Here is a 15968-nt window from a genome sequence, read left to right on the forward strand (position 1 = left end):
CGGAGCAGACTCGACGTCATGGAACTTGACTTCGAGCGGTGCTACCGGGCCGTGGACAGCCGCGACCAGCGCTTCGACGGCTGGTTCTACACGGCCGTGACCAGCACCGGCATCTACTGCCGGCCGTCCTGCCCGGCGATGACGCCGAAGCGGGAGAACGTCACGTTCTTCCCGAGCGCGGCCGGCGCCCAGCGGGCCGGCTTCCGCGCCTGCAAGCGCTGCCGGCCGGACGCCGCGCCCGGCTCGCCGGACTGGGACGTGCGGGCCGACCTGGTCGGCCGGGCGATGCGGCTGATCGGCGACGGCGTGGTCGACCGGGAAGGGGTGCCGGGCCTGGCGAACCGGCTCGGCTACACCGAGCGGCACCTCAACCGGATGCTCACCGCGGAGCTGGGGGCCGGGCCGCTCGCACTGGCTCGCGCCCAGCGGGCACAGACCGCGCGGATCCTGATCGAGACGACCGATCTCGGTCTGGCGGACATCGCGTTCGCGGCGGGTTTCGGCAGCGTGCGCCAGTTCAACGACACGATCCTCGAGGTGTACGCGCAGGCCCCGGGCCAGCTGCGCGAGCGTCGTCCGGTGGCGCAGGCGGAGGCGGGGACGATCAATCTGCGACTCGCCTACCGGTCGCCGCTGCACATTCCGGCGCTGCTCGACTTCCTGGAGATGCGGGCGCTGCCGGGCGTGGAGGAGCGCAGCGGTACGACGTACCGTCGCGGTCTGCTTCTGCCGCACGGCAGCGCGACGGTCGAGCTGACGCCGGAGCGCCGATGGGTCTCCGCCACGCTGCGGCTGACCGACGTGCGCGATCTCGCGCCGGCGGTGGCGCGCTGCCGGCGCCTGTTCGACCTGGATGCGGACCCCGACGCGGTCGATGCGACGCTGGGTGCGGACGTCGCGCTGAGCGCGGCGATTGCTGCCGAGCCGGGGGTACGGGTACCCCGGGCGGTCGACGGTTTCGAGATGGCCGTGCGGGCGATCGTCGGGCAGCAGGTGAGCGTGGCCGGGGCGCGGACGACGCTGACCCGGATGCTCCGGGCCGCGGGCGGCTTCGACGGCCCGGACCTGGTCGGGTTCCCGTCCGCGGCGACGCTCGCGGAGCTGCCGGACACCGCGTTCGGGATGCCCGTGAGCCGCCGGCAGACGATCCGGCGCCTGGCCGAGGCGGTCGCGGCCGGGAAGATCGACCTGGAGCCGGGCGCGGACCGGGAGGAATCGGTCGCCCGGCTGATCGAGCTGCCCGGGATCGGCGCGTGGACCGCCGGCTATGTGGCGATGCGCGCGATCGGTGACCCGGACGTGTTCCTGCCGACCGACCTGGCCGTGCGGCGCGGGGCGGCGGCGCTCGGCCTGCCCACCACGCCGAAGGCCTTGGAGAAGCACGCCGAGCGGTGGCGGCCGTGGCGCTCATACGCCCTCATCCGCCTGTGGCGAGCCTCGTGACGACGGTTATCCACAGGCCCGCAGAAACTTTCCCGCAGCCGGCCGGAACCGGCCACGCTTGTTCCCGAACCCCCTGGAGGACGCCATGTTGAAGCACCACACCATCGATACCCCGGCCGGCCCGCTCACGATCGTGGTGGGCGACACCGGCGGCGTGCGCGCGGCCGGCTTCACCGCCGAGGTGGACGAATTGCTGCCGCTGATCCATCCGAGGCTCCGCGAGGACGCCCGGCCGGATGCCGACATCGGGCCGGTCACGGGGCACGTGCGGTCCTATTTCGAGGGCGACCGCGGTGCGCTCGACCGGGTGGTGGTGGAGCAGCGGATCGACGGCGAGTTCATCGCGCACGCCTGGCGGGTGATGCGCGAGATCAAGCCGGGCAGCCCGGTGACCTACAGCGAGTTCGCTCAGCTGTCCGGGCGGCCGGCGGCGATCCGGGCGGCCGCGGCGGCATGCGCCCGCAACCCGGTCGCGCTGTTCACCCCGTGCCACCGGGTGCTGCGGCTGGACGGCTCGCTCGGCGGATACCGGTGGGGCCTGCCGGTGAAGCGGTGGCTGCTCGACTACGAGGCGGCGTGAGCGGCGATTATCGGAAGACCGGCGGTGGCCCCGGCCGTAGCATTCAGCCATGACTGATACGGGAACGACCGCGCGCGCCGGTCTCCCCGAGCGCCCGTCCCTGGACGGCCTCGAGGACAAGTGGGCGCGCCACTGGCAGGAGGAGGACACATATGCGTTCGACCGCTCGAAGGAGCGCTCGGATGTATATGCGATCGACACCCCTCCGCCGACCGTATCGGGCGAGTTGCACATGGGGCACGTCTTCTCGTTCACCCATACCGACACGGTCGCGCGGTTTCAGCGGATGCGCGGCAAGACCGTCTTCTACCCGATGGGCTGGGACGACAACGGGCTGCCCACCGAGCGCCGGGTGCAGAACGTCTACGGTGTCCGGTGCGATCCGGCCCTGCCCTACGACCCGCAGTGGCAGCCGCCGGACAAGCCCGGCAAGCAGGCCGTCTCGATCTCCCGGCGCAACTTCGTCGAGCTGTGCGGCCGGCTGACCACCGAGGACGAGAAAGCGTTCGAGGCGCTGTGGCGGCGGCTCGGGCTGTCCGTCGACTGGAAGTTGACCTACACGACGATCGGCGCCCGGGCCCGGGCCGTCTCGCAGCGGGCCTTCCTCAACAACCTGGCCCGGGGCGAGGCCTACACGGCCGAGGCCCCGACACTGTGGGATGTCGGGTTCCGCACCGCGGTCGCCCAGGCCGAGCTGGAGGATCGGGAGCGCCAGGGCGCCTATCACCGGCTGCGCTTCCACGGGCCGGACGGGCCGGTCGAGATCGACACCACCCGGCCGGAGCTGCTGCCGGCCTGCGTCGCGGTGGTCTTCCACCCCGGCGACGAGCGCTATCAGCACCTGCTCGGCAAGACCGTCCGCACGCCGTTCTTCGACGTCGAGGTCCCGGTCCACGAGCACCCGCTCGCCGCGGTCGACAAGGGCACCGGTCTCGTCATGGTCTGCACGTTCGGCGACCTGACCGACGTCACCTGGTGGCGGGACCTGCAGCTGGAGACCCGGGTCGTCCTGGGCCGGGACGGCCGGTTCCTGCCGGACCGGCCGGCCGGTGTCCCGGCCGCGGCCTATCAGCCGTTCGCCGGCCTGTCGGTCAACGCCGCCCGGCGGGAGATCGTCCGGGTGCTGACCGAGGCCGGTGATCTGGCCGGCGAGCCGACGCCGATCACGCACCCGGTGAAGTTCTACGAGAAGGGCGACTCGCCGCTCGAGATCGTCACGAGCCGGCAGTGGTTCATCCGCAACGGCGGGCGCGATCCGGAGATCCGCGACCGGATGCTGGCCCGCGGGCGGGCGCTGCACTGGTTCCCGGAGCACATGCGACACCGCTACGAGCACTGGGTGACCGGCCTGACCGGGGATTGGCTGATCAGCCGGCAACGCTTCTTCGGCGTGCCCATCCCGGTTTGGTACCGGCTCGACAACGCTGGCGAACCGGACTACGACCAGCTTCTCATACCGGACGAAACGTCGTTGCCGGTTGACCCCTCCTCGGAGTGTCCGCCGGGGTTAGACGAGTCGCAGCGGGGTGTTCCCGGCGGGTTCGCGGCCGACCCGGATGTGATGGACACCTGGGCCACGTCGTCGCTCACGCCGCAGATCGTCGGTGGCTGGCACGACGACGAAGACCTGTTCAAGCGGGTCTTCCCGATGGACCACCGGCCACAGGCGCACGAGATCATCCGGACCTGGCTGTTCTGCACGGTGCTGCGCGCCGACCTGGAGAGCGACGTGCTGCCCTGGCGCAACGCGGTCCTCTCCGGCTGGATCCTCGACCCGGACCGCAAGAAGATGTCCAAATCCAAGGGCAACGTGGTCACGCCGATGGACCTGCTGGTGCAGAACGGCTCGGACGCGGTTCGCTACTGGGCGGCGAACGGCCGGCCCGGCGCCGACCTGGCGTTCGACCCGGCGCAGATCAAGGTCGGCCGGCGGCTGGCGACGAAGCTGCTGAACGCGTCGAGGTTCGCGCTCGGCCTGGGTGCGGCCGCCGCGCTGCGACAGCCGGTCACCGAGTCGCTCGACCGGGCGATCCTGGCCCGGCTGGCCGAGGTGGTCACGACCGCGACCGAGGCCTTCGACCGGTACGACCACACCGAGGCGCTGCAGGTGACCGAGAGCTTCTTCTGGTCGTTCTGCGACGACTACATCGAGCTGGTCAAGGAGCGGGCCTACTCGGACGGCCCGGCCGGCGACTCGGCCCGGGCGGCCCTGGCATCCGGCCTGTCGGTGCTGTTGCGCCTGTTCGCGCCGTTCCTGCCGTATGTCACCGAGGAGGTCTGGTCCTGGTGGCGGTACGGCTCGGTGCACACCGCGACCTGGCCGACGAAGTACGAGTTGACCCGGGTCGCGCCCGAGGGTGACCCCTCGCTGCTCGAGCTGGCCGGGGAGGCGCTGCGGCAGGTCCGGCGGGCCAAGTCCGACCGGAAGCTGTCGATGAAGGCCGAGGTGCCGCTGGCCGAGGCGCTCGGCCCGGCGGCGATGCTCGACCGGCTCGCGCTGATCGAGGGCGACCTGCGCTCGGCCGGCCGGATCGGCAAGCTCGACCGCCTGCCCGACCGCACCCCGGAGCTGGTCATCGCCTGCGCGTTCTGAATCGCCTGCGCTCTGGGCAGTCCGGCGGCTCCCGGTTCCGGCAAAATCCGGAACCCGGGAGCCGCACCGGGCAGCATGAAAAGCATGTCGATCGCGCCCGAGCAGGTCGAAGCACCGGCCACCGACGCCGTGCTGTTCCGTTCCTCCCCGATCCGCACGTTCATCGCCGTCTTCCTGCTGTTGATGGTGTCGTTCGCCGCGGTGTCGCCGATCATGGCGCTCGCCGTCGGCGGCACCGGCAACCCGTGGTGGCAGAGCTTCCTGCAGGCCGGGGTGATCAGCGTGGTGGCGGCCGGCGCTTACGCCTGGTCGACCCGCGGCTCGCTGAAGACCTGGGTCCGGATCTCCTCCGGCGGCCTGGAGCTGGCCGCGCAGGACAGCGACCCGATCCTGCTGGCCTGGCCGGACATCGAGACCGTGGTGGTCCGCCGGTCCGGCCTGCGCAGCGTGCTGGAGGTGACCCCGGTCGACCTGGACCGGGTGCACCCGGTCGACGACGAGGGCCCGGGCGGCCCGGCGATGACCGAGACCAGCGACGGGCCGGCCTTCACCGCCGACCTGAGTGAGGTGTGGCCCGGGCCGCGCGCCCTGAAGCGCGCGCTGGCCCAGCACATGCCGACCAAGGCGGTCTAGAAGTCCCCGCCGAAATCGCCGCCGTCGAAGCCGCCGAAGTCGCTGCCGCCACCGAAGTCGGTGTCGCCACCGCCGCCGAAGTCGCCCGCGGCGTCCGCGTAGCCGTCCTGGAAACCGTCGCCGTAGCCCATGTCACCGAAGCCGGGCGAGAACAGCGCGTCGAAGATCAGCATGCCGCCGAGGACACCGGCACCGGCGCCGAGCGCGGTCTTCCACACCGGCGTCGAATACCACCCGGCGGGCACCGGGCGGCCCTGCACCCGGCCGCCGGGGTAGTAGTAGGGCGTGTCGGCGCCGGGCTGCGGGCCGGCCTTGTAGTGCTGGCCCTGCACGTTGACCTCGCGCTCCTGGGTCAGCTGGCCCACGCCCTGCGCACTGGCCAGCGGCGGCAGGTCGGGCCCCGGGTCGAGCCCCATCGCGACGCGGGCGGCGCGAACGTATTGCAGGCCTTCGAGCGCGGACTCGCGGGCGAGCGCGAACTGATTGACGGTCTTCGCCTGCTGGAGCTGACCGCCGGCCGCGTTGTACCGCTCGCCGGCGTCGGCCAGAGCCTGCCGGGCGGCCGGGTCGTCGCCGTGCAGGTTCATCACCTGGCCGCCGAGCCGCTCATACCACCGCTGCGCGTCGGCCCGCGCGTCCTCGAGGCGGGTCGCCTGCGAGGCGGCGCCGTTGCGGCGGGCCAGCATGACCACGAGAAGGACCACGATGACGATGCCCAGAATCAGCAACACACTCATGTTCCCAAGGTACCCTCGCGGTTCTTGTCGTACCTCTCTGGCAATCTTCGAACGTGACCGTCGCAACGCTGGCCGTAGTGCTCCTCTGTCTCGCGGCCGGCGCCGCCCTGGGCTGGCTGGCGGCGAGACTGCGGGCGGCAACCGACATCGCCCGGCTCGAGGCGACCGTGCAGGCCCACCGCGACGGCGAGGAGCGGCTCGAGCAGTCGATGCGCGCCCTGTCCTACGAGTCCGCGGCCCAGTCGCAGGAGTCGGTGGCGCTGGCGGTGGCCCCGCTGCACGACACGCTGCGCCGCTACGAGCGCCGGGTCGCCGAGCTGGAGCGTGACCGGGTGGACGCCTACGCCGAGCTGCGCGAGCAGGTGCGGGCCATGGGCGACGTCGCGGGCGGCCTGCGGACCGAGACGAAACAGCTGGTGGCGGCGTTGCGGTCGCCGCAGGTGCGGGGTCGCTGGGGTGAGCATCAGCTGCGCCGGGTGGTCGAGGCGGCCGGCCTGCTGGAGCACTGCGACTTCGCCGAGCAGGTCACCGCGAGCACCGACGAGCAGGGCATCCGCCCCGACCTGGTGGTCCGCCTGCACGGCGGGCGCAGCGTGGTGGTCGACGCGAAGGCGCCGCTCGACGCCTACCTGGCCGCCGCCGAGGCGCGCGACGAGCGCACCCGCGACACCCTCCTCGGCCAGCACGCCCGCCACCTGCGCGGGCACGTCGACGCGCTGGCGAGCAAGGAATATTGGACGGCGTTCCAGCCGTCCCCCGATTTCGTGGTGCTGTTCGTGCCGGCCGACCCGTTCCTCGACGCGGCCCTGCAGCACGACCCGTCGCTGATGGAGCACTCGTTCCGGCGCAACGTCGTGCTGGCCACCCCGGCCACCCTGGTGGCGATGCTGCGGACGGTGGCCTATTCGTGGCGGCAGGAAGAGCTGGCCCGCAACGCGGTGGCCGTGCACGACCTGGCCCGCGAGATGTATGGGCGGATCACCACGCTCGGCGATCACGTCGGCAAGCTGGGGTCGGCGCTGGGCGGGGCGGTCACCGCCTACAACAAGGCGGTCGGCTCGCTGGAGTCACGGGTGCTGGTCAGCGCGCGCAAGCTGGCCGAGATGGGCGTCTCCCGCCAGGAGTTGCCCACCCCGCCGCAGGTGGAGACGGCGCCGCGGCAACCACAGTCGCCGGAGCTGTTCGAGGAGGTCGGTCCGGACTGAGAGGAGGTCGGTCAGGACTGAGCGGCGGCCGCAGCGGCCGCGGCCTTCATGTCGCGGCGCAGCTCCTGCGGCAGCGAGAAGGTGAGCCGCTCCTCGGCCGTGGTGTATTCGGTGACCTCGCCGAAGCCGCGGAACGCCAGGTGCGACAGCACGTCCATCACCAGGTCCTCGGGGACGCTGGCGCCGGAGGAGACGCCGACCGTGGTGGCGCCCTCGAGCCATTCGTCCTGGATCTCGGAGGCGTAGTCGACCAGGTGACCGGTGCGGGCACCGGCGTCGACGGCCACCTCGACCAGGCGCACCGAGTTGGACGAATTCTTCGAGCCGACGACGATCACCACGTCGCAGTCCGGCGCGATCTCCTTGACCACGTGCTGGCGGTTCTGGGTGGCGTAGCAGATGTCGTCGCTCGGCGGCGACATCAGCAGCGGCAGCTTGGTCTTGAGCCGGGCCACCGTCTCCATGGTCTCGTCGACCGAGAGCGTGGTCTGGGAGAGCCAGACCACCTTCGACGGGTCGCGCACGACCACCTTGTCGACCGAGTCGGGGCCGTCGACCAGCTGGATGTGTGCCGGGGCCTCACCGGCCGTGCCGACGACCTCCTCGTGGCCCTCGTGGCCGATGAGCAGGATGTCGTAGTCGTCGGCGGCGAACCGCTTGGCCTCGTGGTGGACCTTGGTGACCAGCGGGCAGGTCGCGTCGATCGCCTTGAGGTTGCGCGCCCTGGCCTGCTCGTGCACCTCGGGGGCGACGCCGTGTGCCGAGAAGACGACGGTGGACCCCTCGGGGACCTCCTCGTTCTCCTCCACGAAGATCGCGCCGGCCGCTTCGAGCGTGCTCACCACGTGTTTGTTGTGCACGATCTGCTTGCGCACGTAGACCGGCGCACCGTAGAGCTTCAGCGCCTCCTCGACGGTCTGCACCGCCCGGTCGACGCCGGCACAGTAGCCGCGGGGCTTGGCCAGCAACACACGCTTACGAGCTTCGGTCACCCGGCCATGGTACGTGCGCTCGCCGTATTACGACCGGCGTGCGATGTCCGCCACAAGGTCGAGGGGACGATTGTCGATATCGGCGGCATACTCGTCGGGTGGCGGACGAGGCGTTGATCGAGAAGACAGACACCGGGCCGACGAACCGCTGGGCGGCCACCGGGCGGCTGCTGCGCTGGCTGCTCGGTGCATTATCCCTGGTGGGCGGCCTGACCTGGGTCCTGGTGGCGACGCACGGGCCGACCGATCTCGCGGTCGGGCTGGTGCTGGTGGCGGCCGGCCTGGTGCTGCTCATGCCGCACCGGATCCGGTTGCCGCGGCGGCTCACCGCTCTGGTGATGGCCGGTTTCGGGCTGTTCGGCACGGCGGCCGGCCTGGTCGCGCTGACCGAGCGCACCTGCTGCGCGTACGCGTACATCGCCGATCGCGGCTGGCCGTACACCTGGCTGCAGCGGGCCGCGATCGCCGACGATCCGCAGGTGGCGCGGCGGCTGGCGGACTCCGCGGACTGGACCGTCGATCTGGTGTCGCTGACCACGAATCTGCTGTTGTGGGCGTACACCGGGATGTTGCTCGTGGTGGTCGGCGTGCTGGTGCGGCGGGCCCGGAGCGGTCGCGCGGTACCGCAGGCCTGACAAGGACCGATTCGGCCGAATAGGGCAGTCTTTGCGGCAATACTCGGTCGCATGCGCGACGCCGGGCCGCAGGCCGCCGACGAGGAGACCGGCCTGTCGTCCTACCTGAGCATGACCCGGCTGCTGGTCGGCTGGGCCTGCCTGGCGCTCGGCGTGCTGAACCTCGCGATGGGTGTGACCGGCGCGACCGGCGGGATCGACGTCCCCTATCTGATCTTTCACCTGGTGGTCGCGGCCGCCGGGATCATCCTGCTGGGGGCGGGCGTGCTCCGGCGCCGGCCCGGCCCGGCCGCCTGGCTCACCGGCACCCTGATCACCCTGGCCGGCCTGCTGATCAGTGCGCTTCCCCACACGTCGGCGGCGGTCTGCTGCCGGAGCGACTACGATACCCGGCACGGCTTCCCGTTCACCCTGCTGGCGGAGAAGGACGACCACTGGCGCCTGGACACCGGGCACGCCCTCGTCGACCTGCTCTTCTGGGCCTGCATCGGGATATTCGCGCTGCTCGCGGTCATGGTCGCCACGCCGGCCACGCCGGCCCGGGAATCGGAGCCGGCGCCATCGTCCGCCCCGCCCCGGCACGCCGAGCCCCGGCCCGAGACGGTGGACGACGAGAATGTCAGAGGTCTTCCGTAGTCTGGCCGGGTGAGTGACCCCGAGTCGACGCCGAAGAGCACCGCCGAAGAGCCGTGGCCGGTGCGCGTCGTGAGTCAGAAGGTCGGGGCCTGGATCGCGAAGCTCGGCTGGGTGTGGGTCGACGGCCAGGTCGCCCAGATCAGCCGCCGCCCCGGCTCGGCCGTGGTGTTCCTGACCCTGCGCGACCCGTCCGCCGACCTCAGCCTCACCGTCACCGCCCACCGCGACGTGCTCGACTCGGGCGCGCCCGAGCTGGCCGAGGGCGCCCGGGTGACGATGCACGCGAAGCCGGAGTTCTACCCGGCCCGCGGCACGCTCAGCCTGCGCGCCGACGAGATCCGCCAGGTCGGCCTGGGCGAGCTGCTGGCCCGCCTGGAGCGGCTGAAGAAGCTGCTCGGCGCGGAGGGCCTGTTCGCCCGGGAGCGCAAGCGCCGGCTGCCGTTCCTGCCGCAGCGGATCGGCCTGATCACCGGCCGGGCCAGCGCCGCCGAGCGCGACGTCCTGATGAATACCCGGCGCCGCTGGCCGGCCGTCGACTTCCGGGTGATCAACGTGCCGGTCCAGGGGCCGACCGCGGTGCCGCAGATCATCGACGCGCTCAAGGTCCTCGACAACGACGACACGGTCGACGTCATCGTGCTCGCCCGCGGCGGCGGCAGCGTGGAGGACCTGCTGCCGTTCTCCGACGAGGCGCTCTGCCGGGCGGTCTTCGGCGCCCGCACCCCGGTGGTCAGCGCGATCGGCCACGAGACCGACACCCCGCTGGTCGACTACGTGGCCGACCTGCGGGCCTCGACACCGACCGACGCGGCCAAACGGATCGTGCCCGACCTGGGCGAGGAGCGGCAGCTGATCGAGTCGGCCCGGCGCCGGCTCGACCGGGCGGTGCGCACCCTCGTCGACCGCGAGGAGAGCCGGATCGAGGCGTGGCGGTCCCGGCCGTCGCTGGCCCGGCCGGAGCTGCTGATCGACCAGCGGGCGGCCGACGTGACCGCGCTGCGCGAGCGGGCGGTCCGCAGCCTCGACCATCGGCTGCGCCGCGCCGACGACGACCTGCGGCACACGGTGGCCCGGCTGCGCACGCTGTCGCCGAAGTCCACCCTGCAGCGGGGTTACGCGATCGTGCAGCGCGCCGACGGCCACGTGGTCCGGGCGGCGAGCGACGTGAAGACCGACGACGTCCTGCGGGTGCGCCTCGCCGAGGGCGAGCTGCACGCGACCGTGAAGGAGAGCTGATGAGCGACGACACGCTGAGCTACGAGCAGGCCCGCACCGAGCTGGCCGACGTGGTGGGGCGGCTCGAGCAGGGCGGCAGCTCGCTGGAGGAGTCGCTGGCCCTGTGGGAGCGCGGCGAGAAGCTGGCCGACGTCTGCCAGCGCTGGCTCGACGGCGCCCGGGAGCGGATCGACGCCGCCCGGGCCGCCCGCGACGCGGATTAGCCGTTGAGCTTTGCGTAGCCCGAGGGCGGCAGGTCCCGGATCTGGCCGGCCGGCTTCTTCCGGGCCTCCTGCTCGCCGTAGCCGGAGACGGTGAAGACCCACTTGCCGGCCTGCACCTTCCCGGCCGCCGGGGCCTCGATGTCCAGCTCCGCGAGCCGGCCCTTGGTGTCGACGGTCGCGGTGAACGGCAGCGACGCGGCGGCCGAGCCCATCGCCTTGATCGTGGCGTCGTCGAGGAAGCCGTCCGGCGAGTTCACCCTGGTGCCGTCGATGGTGCCGGTGATCGTGTTCGCGTCGAGGCGCGCCTCGGTCACCGCGTCGAACAGCGCGCTCACGTCGATCACGTCCGGGTCGGTGAGATAGAAGGCGAGGTCACCGCCCTCCTTGATCTCGCTCGAGTCGACGTGGAACCACGTGTCCGGGCCGGCCCCGGCGGCGAGGCCGGTGGAGAGCCGCACCCAGCGGTCCGGCTCGGCGAGCACGATCTCGAACTTCGCGCTGCCGGTGTCGATGGTGAGCTCGGCGCTCTCGCTGGGCAGGTGCACGATGCCCTCGGCGGTCAGCGTCGGCGAGGCCACCACGAAGGTGTAGTTGCCCGAGCTCAGCGCCTTGGTGGCGGCGGCGAGGGCGGCCTGCGCGTCGCCCGACGGCCCCGGATCGGCCGCGGCCGTCTTGTCATCGCTGGTGGCGCCGGCATCCGTCTTGGCGACACTGCAGCCGCTCATCCCGAGACCGAGCAGGGCGGCCAGCGCGGCCACGGCGACGGTCCCCCGCAACGTGGTCATGACGGGGCAGCTTAAATCTAGCCCAGCGCCGTAGCCAGGGCCTGAAGGTTCGTCATGTCGGTCTTCCCGACCACCACGATCGTCCGATCCGGCGAGGCGAGCACCAGCGCCCGCTCCCCCGGCCGGGCGTCGTAGACGGTCCACACCCCGTCGTCGGTGCGGAAGTTGCCCTTCGCCGCGGCCTTGGCGCCCAGCTCGCCCGGCAGCAGGGTGGCCGCGGGCACGCTGCTCTCCACCAGCTGGATCGGGTCGGAATCCGGGTCGACGTAGCCGAGCCGCAGCGTGGCCCCGTCGGCCTGGCGCCGGAACGTGGCGCTGGAGGTGTGCCAGTCGTCGCCGAGGCCCTGCGGCACCACGACGGTGAACGCAGCGGCCTGCTGGGCCTCCTGGATGGCGGGGGCCGGGTCGACGGTGATCGGCGCGTCGCCGCTCAGCAGGGTGCGGTAGAGGATCAGCAGCAGCGCGATCGGGACGAGCAACACGGCCAGCGACATGATCATGTCGCGCGGCGCCCGCTCGGCGTCGCGGGCAAGGCGCGGAGCCGGGCTGCTCTCCGCAGCGCCGCCAGGAGCGTCAGCCGGGGTGTCGGTTCGCGAGGTGGGATCCACGCACCCATTGTTAACCATGTCGCTGGGACGGGACTTTGCGCATCCGGCCATGTGAGGATCGGGTGGACTACCAGCCCCGCAACGTCGCGAGGAGGCACTTTTCATGCCTGCCCGGGTTCCACAGGATCTCGACCGCAACATCGCCCTCGATCTGGTTCGCGTCACCGAGGCAGCCGCCATGGCGGCCGGCCGGTGGGTGGGCCGCGGTGACAAGAACGGCGGTGACGGCGCGGCCGTCGACGCCATGCGCAAGCTGATCAATTCGATCCAGATGCGCGGCACCGTGGTGATCGGTGAAGGCGAGAAGGACGAAGCCCCGATGCTGTTCAACGGGGAGCGGGTGGGTGACGGCACCGGCCCCGAGGTCGACGTGGCGGTCGACCCGATCGACGGCACCACCCTGATGAGCAAGGGCATGCCCGGCTCGGTGGCGGTGCTCGCGGTCGCCGAGCGCGGCGCGATGTTCGACCCGAGTGCGGTCTTCTACATGGAGAAGATCGCGGTCGGCCCGGACTGCGCCGACGTCGTCGACATCAACGCCGGCACCGCGGAAAATCTGCGCCGCATCGCCCGGGCGAAACGCTCGAGCATCTCCGACGTGACGGTCTGCATCCTCGACCGGCCGCGGCACGCGACGCTGGTCAAGGAGGTTCGCGAGGCCGGCGCCAATATCAAGTTCATCTCGGACGGCGACATCGCCGGCGCGATCTCCGCGGCCCGGATGGAGTCCGATGTGGATGTGCTGATGGGCATCGGCGGCACGCCCGAGGGCATCACCGCGGCGTGTGCGCTGAAGTGCCTGGGCGGCATGATCCAGGCGAAGCTGTGGCCGCGCGACGACGCCGAGCGGGAGAAGGCGCTGGCCGCCGGGCACGACCTCGACCGGGTGCTGACCACCGACGACCTGGTCACCGGCGACAACTGCTTCTTCGTGGCCACCGGGGTCACCTCGGGCGACCTGCTCAAGGGCGTCCGTTACCGGGCCGGTGGCGCGCACACCCAGTCGATCGTGATGCGGTCGAAGAGCGGGACGATCCGGGTGATCGACTCGTACCACCGGCTGGAGAAGCTGTCGCTCTACTCCGCGGTCGACTTCGACGGGCACCTGCCGACGGTGCCGATGGGCGAACCGATCCTGTAAGACCTCAGATGTCGGTCAGCGTCGTGGTGGTCGAGGTGGGTGAGAACGGCGACGTCTTCACTCGCTTCGGCCGCTTGCGACGGAACAGGATCGCCGCCAGCACGCCGCCGAGCAGGCCGAGCAGGTGGCCCTGCCAGGAGATCGGCTGGTCGGTCGGCAGGATGTTGTAGAGCTGGTACCAATACAGCAGGCCGATGAACCCGGCCACGGCGAGGTTCCACCAGCTGCGCTCGACCAGGCCGCGCATCACCAGCAGGCCAAGGTAGCCGAAGATGACGCCGCTGGCGCCGACCACCACGCTGTTCGGATCGCCGACGAACCAGACGCCCAGGCCGCTGACCAGCATGATGACGAAGGTCGACCAGATGAACCGGCGGCCGCCGCCGGCCAGGGCGAACGTGCCGACCAGGATCAGCGGCACCGCGTTGCCGTAGAGGTGGTCCCAGCCCGCGTGCAGGAACGGGCTGAACAGGACGCCGTCCAGGCCGTCGATGCGATGCGGGATGATGCCGCCGGCCACGTCGAGCTGACCGTTCCCGATGCCCTTGTCGATCACCTCGATGAGGAACAGAACGGGAATCACGGCACACATGGTCACGAAGGCCCGCCCCAGCGAGGCGTAGAACGCATCGGTCCCGAACTTCGCCGCCGCCTCTGACTGTGGGTCGGTGCTGCCGTAACTCATGGTTCGATGGTCCCAGGTGACGGCAAGGGCCGCCAACCTCAGCTGAACTTGCTGGTGGCCTTGCGAATATCCGTCCGGAACGCGGAGATCTGCGTGTAGACGCCGGGATAGCCGTCACGGGCGCAGCCGAGTCCCCAGCTCACGATGCCGACCTGCACCCAGTCGCCGTGGGCGTCCCGGGTCACCATCGGACCGCCGGAGTCGCCCTGGCAGGTGTCGACGGTCTTGGTGCCGGCGCAGATCGACTCCTTGGCGACGAGCTTCACGCCGGCCTTCTTGTACTCCTTGGCGCACTTGTCGTCGGGGACCGTGGGCACGGTCGCGTAGTGCAGCCGCCGTTCCTGCTTCATCGAGTCCTCGCGGGTCTGCCCCCAGCCCATCACGACGAAGTCACCCCGGTCGTCGTCGGTCTTGGTGAGCGGCAGGACGGGCAGGTCCAGCGGGTGGTCCAGGCGGATCACCGCCCAGTCGTCGCCGCGGGTCTCGTCCCGGAACCCGGGCGCCCGGTAGACCTTCACCGAGTGCGCGGAGAGCGCCTTCGGGGATTTGAGGTCGATCGTGCCCGCGATCACCTTGATGGTGTCGGTCTCGCCGGTACCGTCCACGCAGTGTCCGGCGGTGAGCACGACGCGCGGCGCGGTCAGCACGCCGCCGCAGCCCATCGAGAGCCGCACCATCCACGGGAACTTGCCCTCCGGGGCCGGAACGCCACCCACCACCTCGGTGATCGGTCGCGGGCCGACGGCCGCATAGGCCACGCCACCGACCGCGGCCAGCGCCGCAACGGCGGCACCGATCAACAGTCGTGAAGTGACATTTCGCATCATTCAGACATTTGATCACAGCAAAACGGGCCACGCGGTCACGCCGCGCGGCCCGTTTTGTCAGGCGTGTCTACTTTGAACGAACGTCAGTACCAGCCGGTGCTCTGCGAGTGCGACCACGCGCCACACGGAGTGTCGTAGCGACCCTCGATGTAGCCCAGACCCCACTTGATCTGGGTGGCCGGGTTGGTCTTCCAGTCCGACGCCACCGACGCCATCTTGCTGCCGGGGAGGGCCTGCGGGATTCCGTACGCGCCGGAGCTGCTGTTCTCGGCGCGGTAGTTCCACCCGCTCTCCTTCTTCCACAGCTTGTCGAGGCAGGGGAACTGGTCGATCTCGAAGCCGGCCGCGATCATCAGCGAGCAACCGGTCTTGCGGCTGCCGCTGTACTCGTTGCAGGAGGTCGGCACCGGGCCGGTGTAGGCCACCGGGCCGCCGCTCTCCTCGGCCTTCTTCTGGGCCGCGGCCTCGGTCGCCGCCTTCTTGGCCTCGATCGCCTTGCTCTCCAGCGCATGCGCCTTGCTCGCCGCCGACTTCGCCTCGGCGGCCGCCTTCTCGGCGGCATCGCCCTCGGCCTCGCGCTGGTACGCACGAGCGGCGGCGTGCTGGCTCTGTCGCTGCTTGAGAAGCTGCATGTCGTCCACGTCCACCTGGACGACGTTCGACGCTTCGGAGCTCCGCTGCTGCGCCTGGACCACGCGGTCCTGTCCGAGATACACACCTGCGATCAGACCCGCTACCAGCAGGCCGACCGACGCGACACGTACTCCGACCCGGCTCGCAAGCCGATTCACGAAGTATCCCTTCGTCGGGGGCAATGACGCGGCACGTCCGGCCACCGGGGATGGTGGTGGGCGTGCCGCGAGCACCGCGACCACTCGGGCCGACAATTCGATCAACCTCGATCGAACTGGTGGCCCGACGTCGATCTCCGACGAAGATGACCACGCGATGGCGCTCGCCGAACACCATGGCGCAGAGTGAAGTGGATGTGAAACGGTGGCGCGCTCTTGTGACTTTGCTCACACTAAA

The 15968-nt window shown here is 71.0% G+C and carries 17 protein-coding genes; 10 read left to right on the plus strand and 7 right to left on the minus strand.

From position 1 onward, the window contains the following. The first annotated feature begins 18 nt into the window (after positions 1 to 18). From Adu01nite_RS03920 to Adu01nite_RS03935, 4 genes are all read left to right on the plus strand, one after another. On the plus strand, positions 19 to 1443 hold the full coding sequence (locus tag Adu01nite_RS03920; RefSeq protein WP_203724872.1) for a DNA-3-methyladenine glycosylase 2 family protein: 1425 nt from the start codon (positions 19 to 21) through the stop codon (positions 1441 to 1443). An 85-nt stretch (positions 1444 to 1528) separates the two neighbouring features. After that, positions 1529 to 2023 (plus strand): methylated-DNA--[protein]-cysteine S-methyltransferase, encoded by a 495-nt coding sequence (locus Adu01nite_RS03925; RefSeq protein ID WP_203724873.1) that lies wholly within the window; start codon positions 1529 to 1531, stop codon positions 2021 to 2023. A 49-nt stretch (positions 2024 to 2072) separates the two neighbouring features. After that, positions 2073 to 4616, plus strand: coding sequence for a valine--tRNA ligase (gene valS, locus Adu01nite_RS03930; RefSeq protein WP_203724875.1), 2544 nt, complete (start codon positions 2073 to 2075; stop codon positions 4614 to 4616). A gap of 84 nt (positions 4617 to 4700) precedes the next feature. Further along, complete coding sequence (locus Adu01nite_RS03935; RefSeq protein WP_203724877.1) at positions 4701 to 5249, plus strand: hypothetical protein; 549 nt, start codon at positions 4701 to 4703, stop codon at positions 5247 to 5249. Here Adu01nite_RS03935 and Adu01nite_RS03940 read toward each other — a convergent pair. Then, on the minus strand, positions 5246 to 5986 hold the full coding sequence (locus tag Adu01nite_RS03940; RefSeq protein WP_203724879.1) for a hypothetical protein: 741 nt from the start codon (positions 5984 to 5986) through the stop codon (positions 5246 to 5248). The genes Adu01nite_RS03935 and Adu01nite_RS03940 overlap by 4 nt on opposite strands. Positions 5987 to 6039: 53 nt before the next feature. On the opposite strand from Adu01nite_RS03940, the gene Adu01nite_RS03945 reads away from it, so the two are divergent. After that, complete coding sequence (locus tag Adu01nite_RS03945) at positions 6040 to 7191, plus strand: DNA recombination protein RmuC (protein ID WP_203724881.1); 1152 nt, start codon at positions 6040 to 6042, stop codon at positions 7189 to 7191. Between the two features lie 11 nt (positions 7192 to 7202). Here Adu01nite_RS03945 and Adu01nite_RS03950 read toward each other — a convergent pair whose 3' ends face one another. Further along, positions 7203 to 8183, minus strand: coding sequence for a 4-hydroxy-3-methylbut-2-enyl diphosphate reductase (locus Adu01nite_RS03950; protein ID WP_203724883.1), 981 nt, complete (start codon positions 8181 to 8183; stop codon positions 7203 to 7205). Between the two features lie 98 nt (positions 8184 to 8281). Between Adu01nite_RS03950 and Adu01nite_RS03955 the strand changes: the two genes are divergently transcribed. The 4 genes from Adu01nite_RS03955 to Adu01nite_RS03970 are packed head-to-tail and all read left to right on the plus strand — an operon-like array spanning position 8282 to position 10893. Next, on the plus strand, positions 8282 to 8818 hold the full coding sequence (locus tag Adu01nite_RS03955) for a hypothetical protein (protein ID WP_203724884.1): 537 nt from the start codon (positions 8282 to 8284) through the stop codon (positions 8816 to 8818). Between the two features lie 51 nt (positions 8819 to 8869). Beyond that, entirely contained in the window at positions 8870 to 9454 is a 585-nt protein-coding gene (locus Adu01nite_RS03960; protein ID WP_203724885.1) for a hypothetical protein, read from the plus strand. Between the two features lie 9 nt (positions 9455 to 9463). Beyond that, on the plus strand, positions 9464 to 10690 hold the full coding sequence (xseA, locus tag Adu01nite_RS03965; RefSeq protein ID WP_203724887.1) for an exodeoxyribonuclease VII large subunit: 1227 nt from the start codon (positions 9464 to 9466) through the stop codon (positions 10688 to 10690). Continuing rightward, positions 10690 to 10893 (plus strand): exodeoxyribonuclease VII small subunit, encoded by a 204-nt coding sequence (locus tag Adu01nite_RS03970; RefSeq protein ID WP_203724889.1) that lies wholly within the window; start codon positions 10690 to 10692, stop codon positions 10891 to 10893. Before xseA ends, Adu01nite_RS03970 begins: the two co-directional genes overlap by 1 nt. Here the strand turns inward: Adu01nite_RS03970 and Adu01nite_RS03975 are convergent. Both Adu01nite_RS03975 and Adu01nite_RS03980 read right to left on the minus strand, forming a co-directional pair. Next, positions 10890 to 11678, minus strand: a complete 789-nt coding sequence (locus tag Adu01nite_RS03975) for a hypothetical protein (protein WP_203724891.1) — start codon at positions 11676 to 11678, stop codon at positions 10890 to 10892. The two genes, Adu01nite_RS03970 and Adu01nite_RS03975, sit on opposite strands and share 4 nt — an antisense overlap. Positions 11679 to 11695: 17 nt before the next feature. Continuing rightward, a complete protein-coding gene (locus Adu01nite_RS03980) occupies positions 11696 to 12286 on the minus strand; it encodes a DUF4245 domain-containing protein (protein ID WP_239132114.1) in 591 nt (196 codons plus the stop codon). A 103-nt stretch (positions 12287 to 12389) separates the two neighbouring features. Here Adu01nite_RS03980 and glpX point away from each other — a divergent pair, with 103 nt between their 5' ends. Continuing rightward, positions 12390 to 13427, plus strand: coding sequence for a class II fructose-bisphosphatase (gene glpX / locus Adu01nite_RS03985; protein ID WP_203724893.1), 1038 nt, complete (start codon positions 12390 to 12392; stop codon positions 13425 to 13427). A gap of 4 nt (positions 13428 to 13431) precedes the next feature. Here the strand turns inward: glpX and Adu01nite_RS03990 are convergent, their stop codons facing one another. The 3 genes from Adu01nite_RS03990 to Adu01nite_RS04000 all read right to left on the minus strand — a co-directional run bounded on the left by Adu01nite_RS03990 (position 13432) and on the right by Adu01nite_RS04000 (position 15730). Beyond that, positions 13432 to 14112, minus strand: coding sequence for a rhomboid family intramembrane serine protease (locus Adu01nite_RS03990; protein ID WP_203724895.1), 681 nt, complete (start codon positions 14110 to 14112; stop codon positions 13432 to 13434). 38 nt (positions 14113 to 14150) lie between these two features. After that, the gene (locus tag Adu01nite_RS03995) at positions 14151 to 14939 is read right to left on the minus strand and encodes a S1 family serine peptidase (protein ID WP_203724896.1); all 789 of its coding nucleotides are present in this window, start codon (positions 14937 to 14939) and stop codon (positions 14151 to 14153) included. A gap of 83 nt (positions 14940 to 15022) precedes the next feature. Beyond that, entirely contained in the window at positions 15023 to 15730 is a 708-nt protein-coding gene (locus Adu01nite_RS04000) for an aggregation-promoting factor C-terminal-like domain-containing protein (RefSeq protein ID WP_203724898.1), read from the minus strand. Positions 15731 to 15968 lie beyond the last annotated feature (238 nt).

The sequence above is a fragment of the Paractinoplanes durhamensis genome (genome assembly GCF_016862175.1).
GTDB lineage: Bacteria > Actinomycetota > Actinomycetes > Mycobacteriales > Micromonosporaceae > Actinoplanes > Actinoplanes durhamensis.